The organism is Arthrobacter koreensis (assembly GCF_035792275.1).
Classification (GTDB): Bacteria; Actinomycetota; Actinomycetes; order Actinomycetales; family Micrococcaceae; genus Arthrobacter_B; species Arthrobacter_B koreensis_A.
This window is the reverse complement of record NZ_JAMWKK010000002.1, coordinates 242,876-260,498: the sequence shown is the minus strand read 5'-3', so window position 1 is coordinate 260,498 and position 17,623 is coordinate 242,876. Positions and strand designations below refer to the sequence as shown.

22 protein-coding genes are annotated in these 17,623 nt (G+C 62.6%); 15 read left to right on the top strand and 7 right to left on the bottom strand.

Annotated features, from left to right (window positions below):
• Nucleotides 1-27: 27 nt before the first annotated feature.
• Nucleotides 28-609 (bottom strand): peptide deformylase, encoded by a 582-nt coding sequence (locus NGB94_RS03165; protein WP_325789121.1) that lies wholly within the window; start codon nucleotides 607-609, stop codon nucleotides 28-30.
• Nucleotides 610-776: 167 nt separating this feature from the next.
• A complete protein-coding gene (locus NGB94_RS03160) occupies nucleotides 777-1,082 on the bottom strand; it encodes a DUF4193 domain-containing protein (protein ID WP_055241061.1) in 306 nt (101 codons plus the stop codon).
• A gap of 798 nt (nucleotides 1,083-1,880) precedes the next feature.
• Here NGB94_RS03160 and NGB94_RS03155 point away from each other — a divergent pair.
• The 3 genes from NGB94_RS03155 (at nucleotide 1,881) to NGB94_RS03145 (ending at nucleotide 4,842) form a co-directional block, all read left to right on the top strand.
• Nucleotides 1,881-3,032, top strand: coding sequence for a tyrosine-type recombinase/integrase (locus NGB94_RS03155; protein ID WP_325789025.1), 1,152 nt, complete (start codon nucleotides 1,881-1,883; stop codon nucleotides 3,030-3,032).
• Nucleotides 3,033-3,040: 8 nt separating this feature from the next.
• Nucleotides 3,041-3,382: a helix-turn-helix transcriptional regulator gene (locus NGB94_RS03150; protein WP_325789023.1), complete on the top strand. Its 342-nt coding sequence runs from the start codon at nucleotides 3,041-3,043 to the stop codon at nucleotides 3,380-3,382.
• A gap of 182 nt (nucleotides 3,383-3,564) precedes the next feature.
• Nucleotides 3,565-4,842, top strand: coding sequence for a hypothetical protein (locus NGB94_RS03145; protein WP_325789022.1), 1,278 nt, complete (start codon nucleotides 3,565-3,567; stop codon nucleotides 4,840-4,842).
• 29 nt (nucleotides 4,843-4,871) lie between these two features.
• Here NGB94_RS03145 and NGB94_RS03140 read toward each other — a convergent pair whose 3' ends face one another.
• Nucleotides 4,872-5,546 carry a cation transporter gene (locus NGB94_RS03140; protein WP_325789020.1) on the bottom strand — a complete coding sequence of 225 codons (675 nt, stop codon included), beginning with the start codon at nucleotides 5,544-5,546 and terminating at the stop codon, nucleotides 4,872-4,874.
• Complete coding sequence (cmtR, locus tag NGB94_RS03135; protein WP_325789019.1) at nucleotides 5,543-5,896, bottom strand: Cd(II)/Pb(II)-sensing metalloregulatory transcriptional regulator CmtR; 354 nt, start codon at nucleotides 5,894-5,896, stop codon at nucleotides 5,543-5,545. Before cmtR ends, NGB94_RS03140 begins: the two co-directional genes overlap by 4 nt.
• A gap of 230 nt (nucleotides 5,897-6,126) precedes the next feature.
• Between cmtR and NGB94_RS03130 the strand changes: the two genes are divergently transcribed.
• Together NGB94_RS03130 and NGB94_RS03125 are read left to right on the top strand one after the other, a co-directional pair.
• Nucleotides 6,127-6,276, top strand: a complete 150-nt coding sequence (locus NGB94_RS03130) for a hypothetical protein (protein ID WP_325789018.1) — start codon at nucleotides 6,127-6,129, stop codon at nucleotides 6,274-6,276.
• Nucleotides 6,277-6,386: 110 nt separating this feature from the next.
• A complete protein-coding gene (locus NGB94_RS03125) occupies nucleotides 6,387-7,178 on the top strand; it encodes an SDR family oxidoreductase (RefSeq protein ID WP_325789016.1) in 792 nt (263 codons plus the stop codon).
• A gap of 81 nt (nucleotides 7,179-7,259) precedes the next feature.
• Here NGB94_RS03125 and NGB94_RS03120 read toward each other — a convergent pair whose 3' ends face one another.
• Entirely contained in the window at nucleotides 7,260-8,315 is a 1,056-nt protein-coding gene (locus NGB94_RS03120) for an alpha/beta hydrolase (RefSeq protein WP_325789015.1), read from the bottom strand.
• A gap of 264 nt (nucleotides 8,316-8,579) precedes the next feature.
• Between NGB94_RS03120 and NGB94_RS03115 the strand changes: the two genes are divergently transcribed.
• From NGB94_RS03115 to NGB94_RS03100, 4 genes are all read left to right on the top strand, one after another.
• A complete protein-coding gene (locus NGB94_RS03115) occupies nucleotides 8,580-8,726 on the top strand; it encodes a hypothetical protein (RefSeq protein ID WP_325789014.1) in 147 nt (48 codons plus the stop codon).
• A gap of 238 nt (nucleotides 8,727-8,964) precedes the next feature.
• On the top strand, nucleotides 8,965-9,423 hold the full coding sequence (locus NGB94_RS03110; RefSeq protein ID WP_325789012.1) for a glycosyltransferase family 2 protein: 459 nt from the start codon (nucleotides 8,965-8,967) through the stop codon (nucleotides 9,421-9,423).
• 88 nt (nucleotides 9,424-9,511) lie between these two features.
• Nucleotides 9,512-10,684: a glycosyltransferase family 2 protein gene (locus tag NGB94_RS03105; RefSeq protein ID WP_325789010.1), complete on the top strand. Its 1,173-nt coding sequence runs from the start codon at nucleotides 9,512-9,514 to the stop codon at nucleotides 10,682-10,684.
• Nucleotides 10,685-10,782: 98 nt separating this feature from the next.
• Entirely contained in the window at nucleotides 10,783-11,130 is a 348-nt protein-coding gene (locus NGB94_RS03100; RefSeq protein ID WP_325789008.1) for a UBP-type zinc finger domain-containing protein, read from the top strand.
• On the opposite strand, the gene NGB94_RS03095 is transcribed toward NGB94_RS03100, so the two are convergent.
• Complete coding sequence (locus NGB94_RS03095; protein ID WP_325789006.1) at nucleotides 11,127-12,194, bottom strand: lysylphosphatidylglycerol synthase transmembrane domain-containing protein; 1,068 nt, start codon at nucleotides 12,192-12,194, stop codon at nucleotides 11,127-11,129. The genes NGB94_RS03100 and NGB94_RS03095 overlap by 4 nt on opposite strands.
• A 165-nt stretch (nucleotides 12,195-12,359) precedes the next feature.
• On the opposite strand from NGB94_RS03095, the gene NGB94_RS03090 reads away from it, so the two are divergent.
• Genes NGB94_RS03090 through NGB94_RS03070 form a run of 5 tightly spaced genes read left to right on the top strand, consistent with a single transcriptional unit; the run spans nucleotide 12,360 to nucleotide 15,547 of the window.
• Nucleotides 12,360-13,505, top strand: coding sequence for an ABC transporter permease (locus NGB94_RS03090; RefSeq protein ID WP_325789004.1), 1,146 nt, complete (start codon nucleotides 12,360-12,362; stop codon nucleotides 13,503-13,505).
• Nucleotides 13,502-14,203 (top strand): ABC transporter ATP-binding protein, encoded by a 702-nt coding sequence (locus NGB94_RS03085; protein WP_325789002.1) that lies wholly within the window; start codon nucleotides 13,502-13,504, stop codon nucleotides 14,201-14,203. Before NGB94_RS03090 ends, NGB94_RS03085 begins: the two co-directional genes overlap by 4 nt.
• Before the next feature lie 24 nt (nucleotides 14,204-14,227).
• Entirely contained in the window at nucleotides 14,228-14,830 is a 603-nt protein-coding gene (locus NGB94_RS03080; RefSeq protein ID WP_325789001.1) for a TetR/AcrR family transcriptional regulator, read from the top strand.
• Nucleotides 14,827-15,231, top strand: a complete 405-nt coding sequence (locus NGB94_RS03075; protein ID WP_325789000.1) for a DUF3054 domain-containing protein — start codon at nucleotides 14,827-14,829, stop codon at nucleotides 15,229-15,231. The genes NGB94_RS03080 and NGB94_RS03075 overlap by 4 nt, the downstream gene beginning before the upstream one ends.
• A 34-nt stretch (nucleotides 15,232-15,265) precedes the next feature.
• Complete coding sequence (locus NGB94_RS03070; RefSeq protein ID WP_091604742.1) at nucleotides 15,266-15,547, top strand: Lrp/AsnC family transcriptional regulator; 282 nt, start codon at nucleotides 15,266-15,268, stop codon at nucleotides 15,545-15,547.
• A gap of 165 nt (nucleotides 15,548-15,712) precedes the next feature.
• Here the strand turns inward: NGB94_RS03070 and trpD are convergent, their stop codons facing one another.
• Nucleotides 15,713-16,759, bottom strand: a complete 1,047-nt coding sequence (trpD, locus tag NGB94_RS03065; RefSeq protein ID WP_325788999.1) for an anthranilate phosphoribosyltransferase — start codon at nucleotides 16,757-16,759, stop codon at nucleotides 15,713-15,715.
• A 159-nt stretch (nucleotides 16,760-16,918) separates the two neighbouring features.
• Here trpD and NGB94_RS03060 point away from each other — a divergent pair, with 159 nt between their 5' ends.
• Nucleotides 16,919-17,557 carry a cytochrome c oxidase subunit 3 gene (locus NGB94_RS03060; RefSeq protein ID WP_082413525.1) on the top strand — a complete coding sequence of 213 codons (639 nt, stop codon included), beginning with the start codon at nucleotides 16,919-16,921 and terminating at the stop codon, nucleotides 17,555-17,557.
• Nucleotides 17,558-17,623 lie beyond the last annotated feature (66 nt).

The following is a 17,623-nucleotide window of genomic DNA, read 5'->3' as shown; positions in this document are numbered from 1 at the left end:
GGGCGGGTGCCCGTCGGAGCGGCGGAGCTAGAACCCCAGAGTGCGCCTGGCGTCCTCTATGTCCGCAGAAGCCCAGCGCGGGTATTCGGCGTTGGAGCTCAGTGAACGGGTATAGGCCTTGTCCACGTAGACGATTCCGTTGAGATGGTCGGTTTCGTGCTGGACGATCCGCGCAGGCCAGCCGGAGAAGGTGCGCTGCTGAGCCTGGCCGTGCTCGTCTTCGTAGTCCAGGCGGACTGAGCGGTAGCGGTCCACCACCGCCTGGTACCCCTCAACGGACAGGCAGCCCTCGTAGAAGGACGCGGTCCGGTCATCCATCGGCTCGTAGCGGGGGTTGATGATCGTGAAGAAATCCAGCGGCGTGCGCTCCCGCAGCTCGGGGCCGTCCGGATCCGCTGCATAGGTGTCTTCGAGGACAGCCAGGCGCAGCGGAATGCCGATCTGAGGCGCTGCCAGCCCGACGCCGGGGGCGTGGTGCATGACCCGGCGCATCAGTTCAATGAGGGTCTGGAGCTCGCTGGCTTCCAGCTGGCCTTCATAGGGCAGGGCGGGGCGGCGCAGTACCGGGTGTCCGAGCTGCACGATGGGCACGAGTTCCTGTTCCAGCATGGGAAGGACCAGGGAGCGGATGGCTGCGGGAGACTCCGCTGCACTGGGTTCGTAGATCACGGCTCCATCTTAGTGTCCGAGGGTATTTATCCAGGCAAACAGCGGAAGGTCCCGGGCATCGCTGCCCGGGACCTTCCGCTGTTTTGTCTATGCGTGGGGGAGAAGCGCTAGCCTTCGCAGTCCACGCAGTACTTGTCGCCGTTCTTCTTCTCCAGCGCAATCTGGGAGCGGTGACGGACAAGGAAGCAGGACATGCAGGTGAATTCATCAGCCTGCGCCGGAACAACCTTGATCAGCAGTTCTTCACCGGAAAGGTCCGCACCGGGAAGGTCGAACCCGTCGATAGCGTCGGATTCCTCGACGTCGATAACCGCCGTCATCGCTCCGCCGCGCTGCTGGGCCTTCAGCCCCTCCAAAGAGTCCGTGGGCTGGTCTTCTTCTTTGACGCGCGGTGCATCGTAATCGGTAGCCATGTGTAGTGCTTTTCTCCTGAAATTGTGGGGGGTTCGAGCGTAGATCATATAGGCGAAGCCGCATAACACACCAAACGGCATCTGAATAGGTCTTTTTGCGGCTAAGCCGCAGAATCCGGATGGACCGGTCAGGCAGTCCGCCTGCGCACGGGTGCCGGGCGGCCTTCTGGCCGGGAGGATCGGCAGCCGGACGGAGTGCCGCCGGGGAGCTCAAATCCCCGCAGAATCCGCTTCACTGCAGGTCAACGCCCGGTACAACGACCAACCTCGGGGATTTGTTCCCTGGGGGCACTGGCGGCATTATGTAAACCTGCTGAGCGGGTCCCGCGGGCGGTGGGGGACATTATGTCAACCCAAAACCGAACAGCCTGCACCGTCGAACATGAGCAAAAACACGTGAGGTACCTTTTCCGCTGAGGGCTTCCCGGCAGCCGGTCAATCGACCCGGCGCCTCCGGCGGCGACGTGCGGCACCGGCGGAAGCGTCGGGCGTCATCCGGGCGGCAGCCGGCAGCGGCATCTGCGGGGCTTGGTACAAACGGCCTGCAGGGGACCCTCTTCCACGCAGTTCGCATGCGCCGATAATCTACATTATGTCAAGTAGAAGACGGCACATTCCCGGAAAGTGCGAATACGCCGGTCCCCTCACACTTGCCCCGTTTGGCGCGTGAATCCGCGGAACAAGGCGTAATGACAGCCCGAAGAAGAACGCCGGATGACTCTTCATCGGAGCGGACGGCCTGCCCTAAACCAGCGTCTGACTACGCGTTTTAGTAAGACGATTGACCAGATTCGCATAATGTGCGAAAGTTTCGCACATGACGCAGAGGCGAATATGACGGGTTTACCGCCCGGGGTGGTCCCCCTTCATCTGGCCCAGGGCCTGCCGGTACTCCATCCCGAGGAACTTGTGTGGGTAGAGATGCTCAATGGCTGGCGAAACCAGCAGCTGGGCCGGAACCTGTCCTTCACGACCATCGACCAGCGCATCGCGAACATCGAACGGTTCAGGCGGTTCACGGAAAAGTACCCGTGGCACTGGGAGGTGACAGACATGGATGACTTCTCCCTGGAACTTCGCGGGGTCCGCGGTGTTAGCCACTCAACGATGCTCAACTATCAAGGATCAGTCCGGCTCTTCATGGAGTATGTGACTGATTCAAGTTACGGCTGGGCTGAAGAGTGCCTGAAGCGGTTCGGAACCCATCCTGCGCAAATAGCCTTCGAATGGAACACGGCAAGGCATCGCGAAGACTCTATGGGCGGTCCGAAGAAGCGCCCCTACACGCGGGAAGAATTGCAGGTCCTCTTCGACTGCGCGGACGACCATGTCGTGGCTGCCCAGCGGTCCGGCCACAAAGGCTGGGCAGCCTGGTTCAGGCTCGCAACGATGATGAAAACTGCCTACGCATGGGGCCTGAGACGCAATGAGGTCCGGCAACTTGAGCTGGCGGATTTCGGACGCAACCCGGCCGCCAAAAGTTTCCGGGGTTTCGGGATGGTTTACGTGCGCCATGGGAAAGCCAAGGCCGGATCGCCGCCCAAGCACCGAACGGTCGTCACCGTGCCCCAAGCAGATTGGGCAGTCGACTGTCTCCGGGACTGGATCGATGACATCAGGCCCCGAATCGGCTCAGCGCAGACCAACGACTACGTATTCCCATCCGAGCGCAACGGAGCGATGACTGCTGATGCCCTCAGCCGGGCATTCACCGTCATCCGGAGAGAAGCAGGCCTTGGCGAGGGCCTGGACTTCCACTCACTGCGCCGCTCCTACGTCACACACCTTATCGAGGACGGATACGACGCGTTCTTCGTGCAGCAACAGGTCGGGCATGAACATGGTTCCACCACGTCGATCTACACTGGCGTATCCCCCGACTACCGGAACCGCGTGGTGCAGCAAGCCTTCAACCAAATGGCTGCCGAACTAGGCCAGACAGCGGAATGAGGCAGAAAATGAATCGGCGTATCGAATACAAATGGCGGCTCCGGGAGATCATGGCAGCCAGGGGCCTGAACAACATTTCAGACCTGCTCCCCTTGCTCACCGACCGCGGCATCACCTTGTCGGACTCACAGATATACCGGCTGGTCGGGCAGAAGCCCGAACGTATGTCGTTGGCACTGCTGGGGGCGATTACCGATGCTCTGGAATGCTCCGTCGAAGATCTGTGCCACTTCGAAGCAGTATCATCCAACAGCCGGCTCCGACGGGTCGTCGGCAGCACGGCCGAGCCCATATCGCTGAATGAAACCGTCCGGCCACGGCGTGCCCGGGTCCGCCCCACTGACGGATGAGCAGCAGTCCCCGGACCTGCGCCCGCTGCACCCGCACAGGGGTGAAGTTTGCCGTGACGTGGCCGGAAGGCAGCATCTGCCGGCGCTGTCATCAACGAATCACACGCATCCACGGGGTCTGCCCCGGCTGCGGGGTACAACGGCTCTTGCCAGGCCTCTCCCCCTCCGGGGAGACGGTTTGCGTGGATTGCGCCCAAATCCCGGCAAACTTTCACTGCGCCAGGTGTGAAGAAGAGGATGAGCCGGTCCGGTCAGGTCTCTGCGCGCGTTGCTGCCTGAAAGATGACCTCGGTGATCTGATACGCGATGAGCACGGCGGCATCGCTGAGCATATGCTCCCGCTTTACCAGGCCCTAACGACGCAAGCGAACGCGCGCAGTGCCCGGGTCTGGCTGATTACCAATAAGCCGGCGAAAGAGCTGCTGCGCACCCTGGCGACCGACACCGCTTCCCTCACACACGAAACATTCACTCAGCACCAGACACCGGGAAAAGTTCAGCATCTGCGCAAACTCGTCATGAGTCTGGGAATGATCGAGGAACGCAACGGGCGCATCGAACGGTACGAAACTTGGCTCGACCAGAAGTTGCTGAAAGTCCCCTCCCCAAAGCACAAGCGGCTCATCGCGCAATTCGCGAGGTTCGTCCACTTGAACCGGATGCGCCATCTGGCCAGCCAGAACAGCCTCAAGGAAGGCACCCTGCTGAGCGCTCGTCAGTCCACCTCGACGGCCATCGAGTTCCTCGGGTTCTTGGACGGGCGCGGAAAGGGCCCCGGAGAATGCACCCAGCAGGACATCAACGATTGGCTGGCGGGCGGACCGACAACCCGAAGCCTCGCCCGCACATTCGCCAGATGGGCCATGGGCGCCCGGCACATCCCTAAACTCGACTTCCCGTACCGCGTACCCAAGACGCTTCCCCGGCTTAGCCAAGACCGTCGTCTGGAGTTGATTCACCGTGCCCTTGACGATCATAAACTTGACCCCGGCGACCGCGCTGCATGCCTACTCATGCTCCTCTTTGGCCAGCCCCTCACACGAGTCGCCGCCATGAAGACAGAGCAGTTTTTGCACTCCGACGACGGTGGTTTGCAGGTCGTTTTCGGCGAGGACCCGATCGAAGTCCCAGCTGTTTTCAGCCCAGTCTTCAAGGACTACCTCGCCAACCGGCCAAATACGAATACTGCATCCAACCCAGGCTCGCCCTGGTGCTTTCCGGGATTCAGCCCGGGTGAGCACATTAGCGCGAACCGCCTCATGACTCGATTGCGTGAGGTGGGAATCGATTTGAAGGGAGCAAAGAATGCAACCCTCCAGGAACTTGTCCTGCTGATGCCGCCGGCCATTGCAGCCGATGCCTTGGGCTACAGCTATCAGGTGATGGACATCCACGAACAGCGCGCCGGTGGTCGCTGGAAGGCATACCCCGAACTGGTGAGATCCCAAAGCAAGGACTAATCAGGCGGGGGCATCAGGATGCCTCGCAGTCAGTGTGAGGCAGCTTCCTCGTCATCATCGTCATGCAGGTCTTCGAGCACTTCGAACGGAGATTCAACATCTCCCCGCCAGGCTTCAATGCCTTCACGGACTGCAAGGGCGGCGACTACCAGGGCAGCCACGGAATCTGCCCATGCCCACCCAAACAGTGTGTTGAGAACCAAGCCAATCAACACGGTGCCGGAGAGATAGATGCACAGCAACAGCTGCTTGGCGTCAGCCTGCACGCTCTTCGAGCCCAGCTCACGCCCAGTCCGGAACTCAAACCATGCAAGCACGGGCATGATGATCAGGCTCAGCGTTGCAATACCGATTCCAAGGGGGCTGTGATCGACTTTTTCAACGCCAGACAGAGCCAGAACGGCATCTGTCGTGACATAGGCTGCCAACGCGAAGAAAGCGATACCGATCGCGCGGACAGTCGCCTTTTCCCAGCGCTCCGGATCTTTCCGGGTGAACTGCCAGGCAACCGCCGCCGCAGACAGCACTTCGACGATGGAATCGAGCCCGAACCCGATGAGCGCAGCCGAGGAAGCAAGTGAGCCGGCCCATAGAGCGACGATGGCCTCAACGACGTTATAGGTGATAGTGAACCCGACGATGAGCCTTACACGGCGATGCAATACTGAACGGCGCTCCACAGAGAGCGCGACAGGCGCGGTCATCGGGCACCCTCGCAGCAACCTGGCACTGGACAGGCCGGATCGATGCATGGTTTGTTCTCATCCACGGCAAGCGTGACGTCAACCAGAGCCTGAAGGGCCTTCGCCAGATGCGGGTCAGCGATTTCGTATCGAGTCTGCCGACCTTCAGGCTCCGCAACCACAATTCCGCAGTCGCGAAGGCACGTGAGGTGATTCGACACGTTTGAACGCGTCAAATTCAGGGTCCGGGCAAGGATGGCGGGGTAACTCGCCCCCTCCAGCAGGGCCATAAGAATCGACGACCGGCTCGGATCGGCCATAGCGCGACCGAGTCGATTCATCACATCCAATCGGGAAGCAATAGTCAGCATGAGCTGACCATACAGTAATCACTGACCAATCTTCAAAGCGAAGAAGGACGCCCGGAGATACCTCCCTCATCCGCTTTTAGTAAGACTGACTCAGCCATCCTGGCGCCTCCGGAAGCGAAGAATCGGACAGAAGTGGTAGGAATTGGCCGGTTAGGCACATGCCGGGTTACCAGTAGCGTTTCGGAAGCGGTCCCCTGTGCCGGGAAGCGGCTGCACTGCAGGGTCCCTCCATGGAATCAGCAGGGTTCGCCGTTCGGGAGCTTCGTGCAGGTGATGCAGCGGCGCTGGCACGGCTCCACGTTGCCTCCTGGCAGGACACATATACAGATCAGTTGCCCGCCGGCTTCACGCCGCAGTTCCTGGAACAGATGGTGAGGTAGCGGACAGGCCGGACCGTGTGCCGCTGCGGACAATCCCGATAGTACTGCCCCGGGTCCGGCATCAGGAGGACCCCCCTATACCACGCCTTCAGCGGGAGTAATCTCGAAGTATGACTACACGTACTTATATCGTCACAGGATCCGCTTCCGGCATTGGGGCAGCAACGGCCCAGCTGCTCAAAGAACGCGGCAACACCGTCATTGGCGTTGACTTGCGCAACGCTGAAGTGGAAGCCGACCTCAGCACCCCCGAGGGACGCCAGATCGCTGCTGACCGCGCGGTTGAACTCGCCGGCGGCACCGTGGATGCCGTGATTGCCTGCGCCGGAATCTCCGCTCCCGTTCCGCTGACGGTTTCCGTGAACTTCTTCGGAGTAACCGAGTTCCTGGACCGGCTCGCTCCGGTGCTGGCACGCAGCGAGGCGCCGCGCGCCGTCGTTGTCAGTTCCATGGCTTCCCTGCAGCCCAACTCCCCCGAGCTGGTGGATGCCATGCTTGCCGGTAATGAGGCCCTGGCACGCCAGATCGGCCAGAAGCTTGCGGACCAGGGACCGCAGATCGGTTACCTCAACTACCCGTCATCCAAGCGCGCGCTCAGCCGCTGGGTCCGCCGCGCCTCAGTCAGCGACCTGTACGCCGGCAACGGCATTCCGCTGAACGCTGTTGCCCCCGGCACCGTCCTGACCGCCATGACCAAGGAACTCCTGGCCACGCCGGAAGGTGTCAAGATGGTCGATGAGAACGTTCCGATGCCGCTGAACGGCCACTCCGAGCCCGTGGTCATCGCCCGCCTGCTGGCCTGGCTTGCCAGCGAGGAGAACTCGCACCTGGCCGGCCAGACCATTTACTGCGACGGCGGCGCTGACGCCACCCTGCGCGGCGACGACATCTGGCAGTCCTAGCGCCGGGACCCCTGCAAACGAAAGTGCCGGCCCGCTGAGCGGGCCGGCACTTTCGTCCGTTCAAGACCGGTTTGTGCCCGGCTAGGCAGTGGCTTGAAAATCGGAACGCACCGGGGCCGGAGATGCTCCGGTGACCGCATCCAGGAAGTTAAGCGTGTCGGCCAGGACCATCCGGGCGTCCTTGAGCTGCAGTTTGAACTGGAATTCATGGCCCAGTGCGGGCTTATGGTCCTTTGGCCAGAACCGCTGGACAACCGGAACCCCCAGCTCCTTCAGCCTTGCCGCCAACGGCCTGGACTGCTGGTCGGTGAGGTAGTCGGCATTGCCTCCGGAGATGTACGTCGGAGGGAAGTTCTCCCCCACATGTTCAAGAATGGACATGTGTTCAGCCGCGGGCGTGGAAGCCCAGTCCTTTGAACCTGAATAGGCCCACAGGGCGGTCCGGAACCCCCAGCCCAGCGGCCCCTTGAGCTTTGCCATCGTTTTAAGGTCGTAAACCCCGCAGAAAAGCAGGGTTCCCCGCAGGTGCTCGGGTGCCGCAGCCGCAGTGACCCCGGTCCGGGCGGCGTATGCGGGGTCCGTGATGATCAGTGCCAGCTGCGCAGCGAGCTGCGCCCCGGCCGAGTCGCCGGCGAGAATAATCCTGTCGGGATCAATGCCGTACTCCCCCGCATGTTCGCGCAGGTAACCCAGCGCCTGGTTAAGTTCGGTCACAGCCTGGGGATAGCTGGCTTCAGGTGAGATGGAGTATCCGACACCCGCCACCGCGTAGCCGTGGCCTGCGAGGATCTCGAGGTAGGGAGCCACGTTCTCCTTGGACCCGGAAATCCAGGCGCCGCCGTGCACCCACACAACAACGGGATGCGGACCGTCTCCGGAGCCGGTTGGAAGGAAAACGTCCATGGACTGGCGCGGGTGCTTGCCAAGATAAGGAAGCGAACGGTGTGCCAGCACTCCCCCGGACGGTACATGCTTGCGCAGTGTGCGCAGCTGTACCTTCCCTCCGCTGGAGAACACACCGCGGATAAACAGGGCCGAAGGTCTTGGATCTTTATGGATAGCAGTTGCGGCCAGTGTTCCGGCTGCGGCTACGGCTGAAGCCATGAACCCTGCTGCCGCAAGGGGCAGTATTTTCATTTTTTCAGGGTAGGCCGCGCCCCTGAACAGACCCCGTCCGTGCCCGCGCCAAATCGGGCCAGTGGGAGTCCCGGCGTGCGCAGTTTCACCCCCTCCTGTGCCGCGGCTGACAGCCCGGCGTTCCCACCCGACGCACCGGTATCGCTTTCCACACAACGGTGAGCAGCGAGAATCACGGTCCGCGGGTTGGCGCCACTGCAGCGAAGCAAAGCAGACTAAAACTGCTTACGTTGTCGAGCCCCCAGGGAGAAGGGACACCGCACCGTGCGCAAGATCAATGCCCGCCGCAACTGGCTGATGCACCAGGTTCCGGGCGGATTCCTCGGACGGACCGCCCGGCTTACCAAACCGGTACAGGGAACCCTGCTGGGTCTGCTGGCCGCAGCAGCAGTCCTAGTCCAGGTGCTCTGATGCCCTCCCGTCCAGCTATGAGCGCCCAAGTACGCGCAGAGCCGCCCCCTGACCACTCGTACTGCACGCCAAAACTCTGGACTGCGTCCAAATTCGAGCATTTCCTGCGGGAAACTTTCGATTACTCGAGTATTTCGCCTGCAAGGATTGCCAATGCAGACTGCAGAAGCGGTGAGGCTGGAGAGGCCTGGAGGAAGGCTCAATGATCACGGATCGGGAAATACCCCACGCCGAGTACTTGAAAGTAGTACAGCGGAAAGTCGTAGAAAAATCGTCCGAACGGGCAACCATTGCCTGCGTAATTCCGGCGTACAACGAAGAGGACACCATTGTCGACGTCCTCAACGCAATCCTGAAGCAGACCCGGTTGCCGGACGTCATCCACGTAGTCATCAATAACACCGATGATGAGACGTTTTACCTGGCCAGAGAGTTCGCCGGACCCCATGAACACACCTACCAGGACCTCACCTACCAGACCGAGGTGTTTGTCCACGACATTGGCGTCAACACTGACAAGAAGGTGGGCGCCCTCAATAACGGGTTCAGCCAGGTCTGCAATGAGTACGACTATTTCCTGGGCGTTGACGGTGACACCATCCTGGATAAACACGCCGTCGAACACCTCGAAAAGGAAATCCTGAGCGACCCTCGGGTTCGGCGGCGTTTCAGCAATCTACACTGTCGCCGAACCTAAAAAGGGATTCATTTCAAAATTCCTCACGACAAAACAAAGAGCACAGTTTGCGGCATTCAATATGGACAACCTGCTCAGAGGGCGGAACATGGCCGTCCTCGGCGGCCAGTGCTCCATCCTGTCGATGGAAGCCCTCAAGAACGTTATGGTCGACAACCGGCAGGCAACGCCGTGGGTCAAGGACTCAGAGGTGGAGGACTCTCTGCTCTCACTGCAGATCAAGAGCATCGGCTATGCCACGAAGATCTCCGCCCAGTCACGAGCCTCGGTGGGAGGCATGGAGACCCTTCGGGCATTGGACGGCCAGCAAGTGAAGTGGAACTACGGTGCCATCGACCTGATGTGGCCGGGGCAGCGGAGCAACACCCCGGGCCAGCCCCTCCACCCAAACCTGAGGCTGCGCTGGAGTGAGAACATCTCCATGCTGTTCAACATCGTCACCCGAATGGGCTTCCTTCTGCTGCTCACCGCCTCGCTGAGCATAGGCGCCTACGTCTTCTACTGGTTCTGGCTCATCCCGCCCCTGGTTGCTGTGATCCTCAACCTCCGCATCGCGCTGTCGATCAGGGACCGGAGCGCACGGGACATCGCTTTCGCGTTCTTTGCCTTTCCGGCTGCGCAAGGCACTGCGCCGGCACAGAGGGTTCAAAGTATGACCGGCGTACACTGCAGCGCTTCCAGAACCGGACGCATCATCGGCGCGGCAGCCGTCCTGGCACTCATGCTGGGACTGCAGGCATGTACTGTCCCCGGGTTTCCCGGCAGCAGCGAAGCCGGGGCAAGCTCCGAAGAAACCCGGGTACCGGGTCCCGCAGCCGAGAACGATCTGGCCGAAGGTTCCACCATCCACCGCTTGGGAGCAGCTTCGCATACTATGGTGGTCGACTACTGGACAAACGAATCCCCGGCCGAATGGACGCCGGATTCTTCACCCATTATTAACGTCAGCGTGAAGATCGACGGCGAGTCCTCCCCGGGGGCCGTCCGGGTCACCCGCTTCAACGCCCGGGTAGATGCACTGGGCGTGGAGCTCACGAACGATCAGGGAAGCTTCGCCCCGGAACCGCCGTATGCCTACACCTCCGGCTTTGCGCTCCCCGCCAATCCCTCGGCCACAAGCACCACCGTGCTGTTCACCATCGACCTGCTGACCGAAACGGAACCGGACAGCGGGGTGTTCACCCGGCAGACTGTCCTGGACACGCTCACCGTTGGCTATGCAGGTGAGGCGCACGGCGCCGGCATCCCGCCGGAGGGATAGCGCGCGCCGCCGTCGTTCGTTTTCCCTGAAGCGCTTCTGGGCGCCACCGGGAGTAGCTACTGTGGTGGAACTCCAGCCGTTTGTCAGAGGAGGCCGCCATGGAATCCGTACCAGGAATCGATCCCGCTGTTCCGCCCACAGGGCCGGGCTGTGTGGAGTGCACTGAGGCCGAAGGATGGTGGTTCCACCTGCGACGGTGTGCTGAATGCGGCCACATCGGCTGCTGCGACACTTCCCCGGGCCAGCACGCCACGGCGCACGAGCAGGCCACCGGGCATCCGGTGATCCGCAGCTATGAACCGGGTGAAGACTGGTTCTACAGCTACCCGGAAGAATCGGTGTTCCAGGGTCCGCAGCTGGCCCCGCCACAGGCCCATCCGGCGTCCCAGCCGGTTCCGGGTCCGGCCGGACGTGTCCCGCCGGACTGGATGAACCTGCTGCACTAGCCGCGGGACACGCGGCCGTCCCCCGGGGTTCCCCGCACAGCGGGCTTCCGCAGCACCCCAAGGCGCAGCGAGAGCCAGGCCAGACCGCCCACCGGGATAGGCAGCCAGAAGTTCAGGATCCGCCAGGACAGCACCGCCAGCAGCGCGGCTGAACTGGGGGCTCCGAAGCCCGCCAGGGTAGGAACCAGCACGCCCTCCACAAGTCCTACGCCTCCGGGCGTCAGCGGAGTCAGTGCCACGAGGTTCGCCAGCGAGTAGGCGATGAGCAGCTCACCCGGCGCCGGAGTGTGCCCAAAGGCGGCAAGGAATGTCGCCAGGCAGGCGGCGTCGAAACCCCAGTAGCAAATTATCAGAAACAAGGCCAGGACCAGCCGCCGCGGATCCCTGCGGAACATCGCGGTTTCCGCCGCCATGGTCCGGACGAACCTCTCCGTCGATGCAGGTTTGAGGAACCTCACCAGCCGTGCCGTCCTGCGCGCCGCCCGGACTGCGGCTTCCAGATGCCGGTCCAGCACCGACAGAGCCGCCAGGCTCAGCGCAAGCAGCACCAGCACCGCGATGCCCGCGGTGATGAAATACCGGTTAATCCGCACCTCGCCAAGTGCGGTGAGCACCCCAGCCCCGAAGAGGACCCCGAGAACGAGGTTGGCGCCCACAACCTGAACCATTGCTGCGCTGAGTGCGTCCTGTGGACGTACGCCGGAGCGGGTAAGGAGGGCATAGCGGACTGCTGCCGACGTCGTACCTCCCCCGGGCACGACGTGGTTGACCGCCAGGTCACTGAGGTCGATCCGCAACAGCGTGAAATACCGGGGTTTCCTGGTTCCCGGAAGCACCACCATGGTCAGCGCGCTGTAGCAGCACAGGGACAGCGCTTCGAATGCGGCCGCTAACAGCACGAGTATCGGAGGAAGCCCCCGAAGCGCGGCCAGAACGTTCCCGGAGCCAAGAATCTGGGGCAGCACCACGTACTCGACGATGAGCAGCATCACCACTGCAAGGCTGATCCAGCGGACCAGCCGGGAACGCCGCAGCCGGTGCCAGCCGTCCCGCAGGAGAGTCATCTGCCAAGCACAGCAGAGCCGGGCGGTCCCCGGTAGGCGCGCCGTTGTTCCCGGGCAGGGATGAGTGAAGCCGGTTTGTATCGCGGATATCATGGTGACATGATGTTGGTATGTTACTGACTAGATGTCAGCAACTTTACATACCCAACAATCGAGGGGTTTCCCATGTTTCTAGCGCTGCGTGAGCTGCGTTTCGCACGGGCCCGGTTCGGACTAATGGGCGGCGTCATCGCCCTCATTGCCGTCCTGATGGTCCTGCTATCCGGCCTGTCTTCCGGCCTCGTCAACGACGGCGTGTCCGGCCTCAAAAGCATGCCGGCCACGGCCTTCGCGTTCAACGAAGGCACCAAAACCGACAACGCGTTCTCCCGCAGCGTCGTCGATCCTTCCCAGGCCGAAGCCTGGAGCACCCAGCCCGGTGTCGAGGACGTGACACTGATGGGATCCACGATCGTCAACGGTGCCACCGAAGACGGGACCCAGGTGGATCTGTCCCTGTTCGGCGTGGAGACCGATTCCTTCCTCGTCCCCGCAGTCGGTGAGGGCCGGGGCATCGAAGCGGTCAATGAGATCGTAGTCTCCCCCACTGCCGCAGATGCCGGCGTGAACATCGGCTCCACCGTCACCCTGGACCGGCTCGACGTCGAGCTCACCGTTGTCGGCTTCACCGAGGGCCAGGCGACTTTCGGCCACGTGGACATGGCCTACCTGCCGCTTGAAACCTGGCAGCTGATTGCCAGCGGCCAGTCCCAGCCGGGCGCACCCACCGAGGCGCAGACCGGCGCCCTGGAGTTCGACACCGCCAGCGCCGTCGCCATCAAGGCCGAAGACGGTGCAGACCTGGACTTCGCTGCCGGAGACTCCGCAGCCGGCACCGTTACCTCCACACTGGAAGAATCCTTCGGCGCCTCCCCGGGCTACACCGCAGAAACAATGACCCTGGAAATGATCCAGGTTTTCCTCTACGCCATCTGCGCCCTTGTGGTTGGTGCGTTCTTCACCGTATGGACCATCCAGCGCAAGCATGAACTGGCCGTCCTGCGCGCCGTTGGTGCTTCCACCGGCTACCTGCTGCGCGACGGCATCTTCCAGGCCGTAGTCATCCTGGTCCTGTCCACCGCGGTCGGCGTAGCGGCAGGCCTGGGCATGGGTGCATGGCTCTCCGGAAGTGCCATGCCGTTCGCGCTTGAGGCCGGTCCCATCTCAACCGCGACCGCAGTAACGATCCTCATGGGCGTCCTTGGTGCCGCGATCGCCATCGTCCGCATTTCCCGGGTTGATCCCCTGGCTGCCCTAGGAGGACAGCGATGAGCACACAGACCAGCACCTCCGGCACTAAGGTCGGCACCCGCGGCCTGCGCATCGAGAACGCCAACATGGCCCTGGGCGACGGCGAAAGCACTGTCCAGGCCCTGGACAACGTGTCCCTGTCGGTTGAACCGGGCGAACTCGTCGCAGTCGTAGGCCCCTCGGGCGCCGGCAAGTCATCGCTCCTGGCTGTCGCCGGTGCGCTCGCCACACCGGACAGCGGGCTGGTAAGCGTGAACGGCACCGACATCTCCACCCTGAGCAAGGCTGCGAAGGCCCGCTTCCGGCTGGAGAACATCGGTTTTGTGTTCCAGTCCGGCAACCTGATCCCCGCATTGACCGCTTCCGAACAGCTTGAGCTGATTCACCGGATGGCCAAGATGAAGGGGAAGTTCAACGCCAAGCAGCTGCTCGACGCCGTTGGCATGGGCCACAAGCTGGACAGCCGTCCCGACCAGCTCTCCGGAGGTGAGCGCCAGCGCGTAGGCATTGCCCGCGCACTGGTGTCAAAGCCCTCCCTGCTGCTGGTGGATGAGCCCACTGCCGCCCTGGACCGCAAGCGCAGCCAGGACGTTGTGGAGCTGCTCGCCAGGGAAACCCATGAGTTCGGGGTTGCTACTGTTATGGTTACCCACGACCACGACGTCCTCCACCACTGCGACCGGGTCGTAGAGATGGTTGACGGACGGCTCGCAAGCTAGACACTGCACGAACAGGAGGGCTCTTTGCCCCGCATTACCGCGCCAACGGTGGCCGAACACCGTGCCGCACAGCAAAGGGCCCTCCTGGACGCCGCAAGGACGCTCCTGGCCCGCACCGGCGAAGCACCCAGCATGGCTGAGGTGGCCGCCCTGGCCGGGCTCGCAAGGCCCAGCGCCTACCAGTACTACAAGTCCCGCACCGACCTGCTCAACGCGCTGGTGATGGACGTCTTTCCCCGCTGGGCACAGCGGGTGGAAGACGCCATGAACGCCGAACGCGAACCGGCTGACCGGATCCTTGCTTACGTCCTCACGAATATTGCCCTGGTGGCAGAAGGCGAGCATGCCGTGGGCAGCGCCCTCGCTACGGTGGCGCCCAGCGAAGAACTCGACGCCCAAAGCTCCCGGATGCACCAGGCACTCCTGGACCCGCTGGTCGGCGCCCTCGAGGACCTTGGCACCGAGGACCCGCGCAGCACCGCCGAGCTCATCAACGCGATCGTGCACACCGGGACCCGGATGCTTGAATCCGGCACCGGCCGGGAGCAGGTCGAACGGCTCGTCCGCGAACTGCTCGGCCCCTATGTCCGCGAACACGGCGGCAGCACCGGAAAGAAAGACCAGTGACCCGCAGCGCCAGGCTCTGGCCCGCCCAGCTGGCCGCCGACGTCGTACTCATCATTGTTTTTGCCGCGCTGGGCCGGGACACCCACGCGCACGGGGTTGATCCCGCCGGTGTCCTGCTCACGGCTTCTCCCTTTATTGCCGCACTGCTGGCCGCCTGGGCACTGCTGCGGCTGTGGCGCCGCCCCGTTTCCCTCTGGCCGCACGGCGTCATCCTGTGGCTGGTCACCGCGGGAGGCGGCCTGGCCCTTCGCGCCCTTGCCGGAGGCGGCACGGCCATCAGCTTCCAGCTGGTCACCTTCGGGGTCCTGGGAGCCTTCCTGCTCGTGCCCCGCCTGGCCGCATCGCTTGTCACGCACAGGCGCTCCCGGCGCGATTCAACTAGGCTCATGGACAGGGCCTGACACCGGAGCCCAGCAGGAGAAGGAAAGGCAAGCCATGATCACCGCTTTCGTACTCATCCAGACCGACTCGGCCCGGATTCCGGAGTGCGCGGAGGAAATCTCCGAGATTGAAGGCATCAGCGAGGTCTACTCGGTCACCGGAGAGTGGGACCTGATCGCGATCGCCCGCGTACGCCGCCACGAGGACCTGGCCGATGCCATTGCCAACCGGCTCTCCAAGGTCCCCGGCGTGATCGGCACCACCACCCAGATTGCCTTCCGGGCTTACTCAAAACACGACCTCGACGCTGCGTTCTCGCTGGGCTTCGACGGGTAGTTAGGCCCGTAAAACACTGATTTTGCAGGTTCGCGGAAGGCCAGGCGCAACGTTTGGGTAACGAATTTTGCCTGTAATCCGCGTCATTCAAGTCCCTATTGAGGAGGGAGACGGACCGCACGGTCCGTCTCCCTCCTTTTTAGATTTTCGGGGCCTGCCCGCGGCTTAGCGGGTGACTTCCACCCAGCGGTCCAGCGCCTTGCGCGCCTGGCCGCTGTCCACGGATTCCTCGGCCCGGCGCAGGCCTGCCTTCAGCCGATCGGTCAGGGTTCCCTCTGCGCTGGGGTCCAGTGCCACCAGTGCGGCCGCGGCGTTCAGCAGCACGGCGTCCCGGACCGGGCCGCGGTCCCCCGCCAGCACACTGAGGACGACGGCGGCATTCGCCTTGGCGTCTCCGCCCCGCAGATCGTCCAGGGTAGCCCGGGCTATCCCGAGATCAAGGGGATCCACTGTTGAGCGTTCTACGGCCCCGTTACGGACCTCCCAGACGGTGGAACTGCCTGTAGTCGTCAGTTCATCCAGGCCGTCCCCGCCCCGGAAGACCAGGGCACGTACCCCGCGGGCAGCCAGGACGCCGGCAATCAGAGGTGCCAGCCGCTCATCCGCCACACCAATGGCGGAGGCGGACGGGCGCGAGGGATTGGTCAGCGGACCCATGAAATTGAACGCGGTGGCGACGCCCATGTCGCGGCGGGCAGCGGCAGCGTGGCGCATGGAGGGGTGGAACACCTGCGCGAAGCAGAAGGTAATCCCGGCTTCGACAGCGGCGCGGGCAACGCGGTCCACCGGCAGGTCCAGGCGCACGCCAAGTGCCTCGATGACGTCTGCGGAACCGGAGGACGACGACGCCGCGCGGTTGCCGTGCTTAACGACCTTTGCTCCGGCACCGGCACACACCAGCGCGGCCATGGACGAAATGTTGACAGTGTTGTGCCTGTCTCCGCCCGTGCCCACGATGTCCAGTGTTTCTCCCGGGATATCGATGGGCCGGGCGTTTTCGAGCATCGCCTCGACCAGGCCGGTGAGTTCTTCGACACTCTCGCCCTTGGACCGCAGCGCAACCAGGAACCCGGCAATCTGGGCGTCGGATGCCTCTCCGGCCATGATGGTGTTCATCGCCCACCAGGTCTGTTCGGAACTCAGGTCCTGCCCCGCAATAAGCGCGGTAATAAGCGACGGCCAGGTGTGCTCGGAACTCGAAAAGGTACTCACACGCTCTAGGTTATCTACGAATCGTAGAAAATGCTGATTTGTTTCCGGACGGCAAGTTCCGCGCCGTTGCTGGGAAGTGGGCGGTTTGGGAACGAACCGGACGCGCCGTTCGTCTGGTTCTGTTGGTGAACTGGGCAGTTTTACGGCCATAATGTCTATGTGACAACAGCGACCCATGCCCCCAGTACCCCGGCTCACCCCACGCTGAACCGCCCCAATATGGTCTCCGTAGGGACCGTGGTGTGGCTCTCCAGCGAACTCATGTTCTTTGCTGCGCTCTTCGCGATGTACTTCACACTCCGCTCAACCTCGGGCGAGATGTGGGAGATCGAGACGGCCAAGCTGAACGTGCCTTTCGCTTTCGTGAACACGGTGATCCTTGTTTCCAGCTCCTTCTCCTGCCAGTTCGGCGTCTTCGCCGCTGAGCGGCTCCAGCCGCGCCGCACCGGCGGGCTCTTCCAGATTGCCCGTTGGGGAATGGTCGAGTGGTTCTACCTGACCTTCTTCCTCGGCGCCATCTTCGTAGCCGTCCAGGCCTTCGAGTACGCAGAACTCGTATCCCACGGGATCTCGCTCTCCTCCAACGCCTACGGCTCCTCGTTCTACATCACCACCGGTTTCCACGGCCTGCACGTGGCCGGCGGCCTGATCGCATTCCTGTTCATCATCGGACGTGCCTACGCCGCAAAGCGGTTTGGACACTTCGAGGCGACCTCCGCGATCGTGACGTCCTACTACTGGCACTTCGTCGACGTGGTCTGGATTGCCCTCTTCGTCATCATCTACTTCCTCAAGTAGTCCGTCAGGGCAGCACCACAGCAATATTCAAAGTGGCACGAGTAACCAAAAGACCACACAAGTTAG

Excerpts from the sequence above, each read along its gene's own strand:
- NGB94_RS03120 (WP_325789015.1), bottom strand. The coding sequence starts at position 8,315 with ATGAAAATACTGCCCCTTGCGGCAGCAGGGTTCATGGCTTCAGCCGTA.
- NGB94_RS03070 (WP_091604742.1), top strand. The coding sequence starts at position 15,266 with ATGATCACCGCTTTCGTACTCATCCAGACCGACTCGGCCCGGATTCCG.
- cmtR (WP_325789019.1), bottom strand. The coding sequence starts at position 5,896 with ATGCTGACTATTGCTTCCCGATTGGATGTGATGAATCGACTCGGTCGC.
- NGB94_RS03125 (WP_325789016.1), top strand. The coding sequence starts at position 6,387 with ATGACTACACGTACTTATATCGTCACAGGATCCGCTTCCGGCATTGGG.
- NGB94_RS03140 (WP_325789020.1), bottom strand. The coding sequence starts at position 5,546 with ATGACCGCGCCTGTCGCGCTCTCTGTGGAGCGCCGTTCAGTATTGCAT.
- NGB94_RS03165 (WP_325789121.1), bottom strand. The coding sequence starts at position 609 with ATGCTGGAACAGGAACTCGTGCCCATCGTGCAGCTCGGACACCCGGTA.
- NGB94_RS03100 (WP_325789008.1), top strand. The coding sequence starts at position 10,783 with ATGGAATCCGTACCAGGAATCGATCCCGCTGTTCCGCCCACAGGGCCG.
- NGB94_RS03130 (WP_325789018.1), top strand. The coding sequence starts at position 6,127 with ATGGAATCAGCAGGGTTCGCCGTTCGGGAGCTTCGTGCAGGTGATGCA.
- NGB94_RS03160 (WP_055241061.1), bottom strand. The coding sequence starts at position 1,082 with ATGGCTACCGATTACGATGCACCGCGCGTCAAAGAAGAAGACCAGCCC.
- NGB94_RS03095 (WP_325789006.1), bottom strand. The coding sequence starts at position 12,194 with ATGACTCTCCTGCGGGACGGCTGGCACCGGCTGCGGCGTTCCCGGCTG.
- NGB94_RS03150 (WP_325789023.1), top strand. The coding sequence starts at position 3,041 with ATGAATCGGCGTATCGAATACAAATGGCGGCTCCGGGAGATCATGGCA.
- NGB94_RS03155 (WP_325789025.1), top strand. The coding sequence starts at position 1,881 with ATGTGCGAAAGTTTCGCACATGACGCAGAGGCGAATATGACGGGTTTA.
- NGB94_RS03085 (WP_325789002.1), top strand. The coding sequence starts at position 13,502 with ATGAGCACACAGACCAGCACCTCCGGCACTAAGGTCGGCACCCGCGGC.
- NGB94_RS03090 (WP_325789004.1), top strand. The coding sequence starts at position 12,360 with ATGTTTCTAGCGCTGCGTGAGCTGCGTTTCGCACGGGCCCGGTTCGGA.
- NGB94_RS03105 (WP_325789010.1), top strand. The coding sequence starts at position 9,512 with ATGGCCGTCCTCGGCGGCCAGTGCTCCATCCTGTCGATGGAAGCCCTC.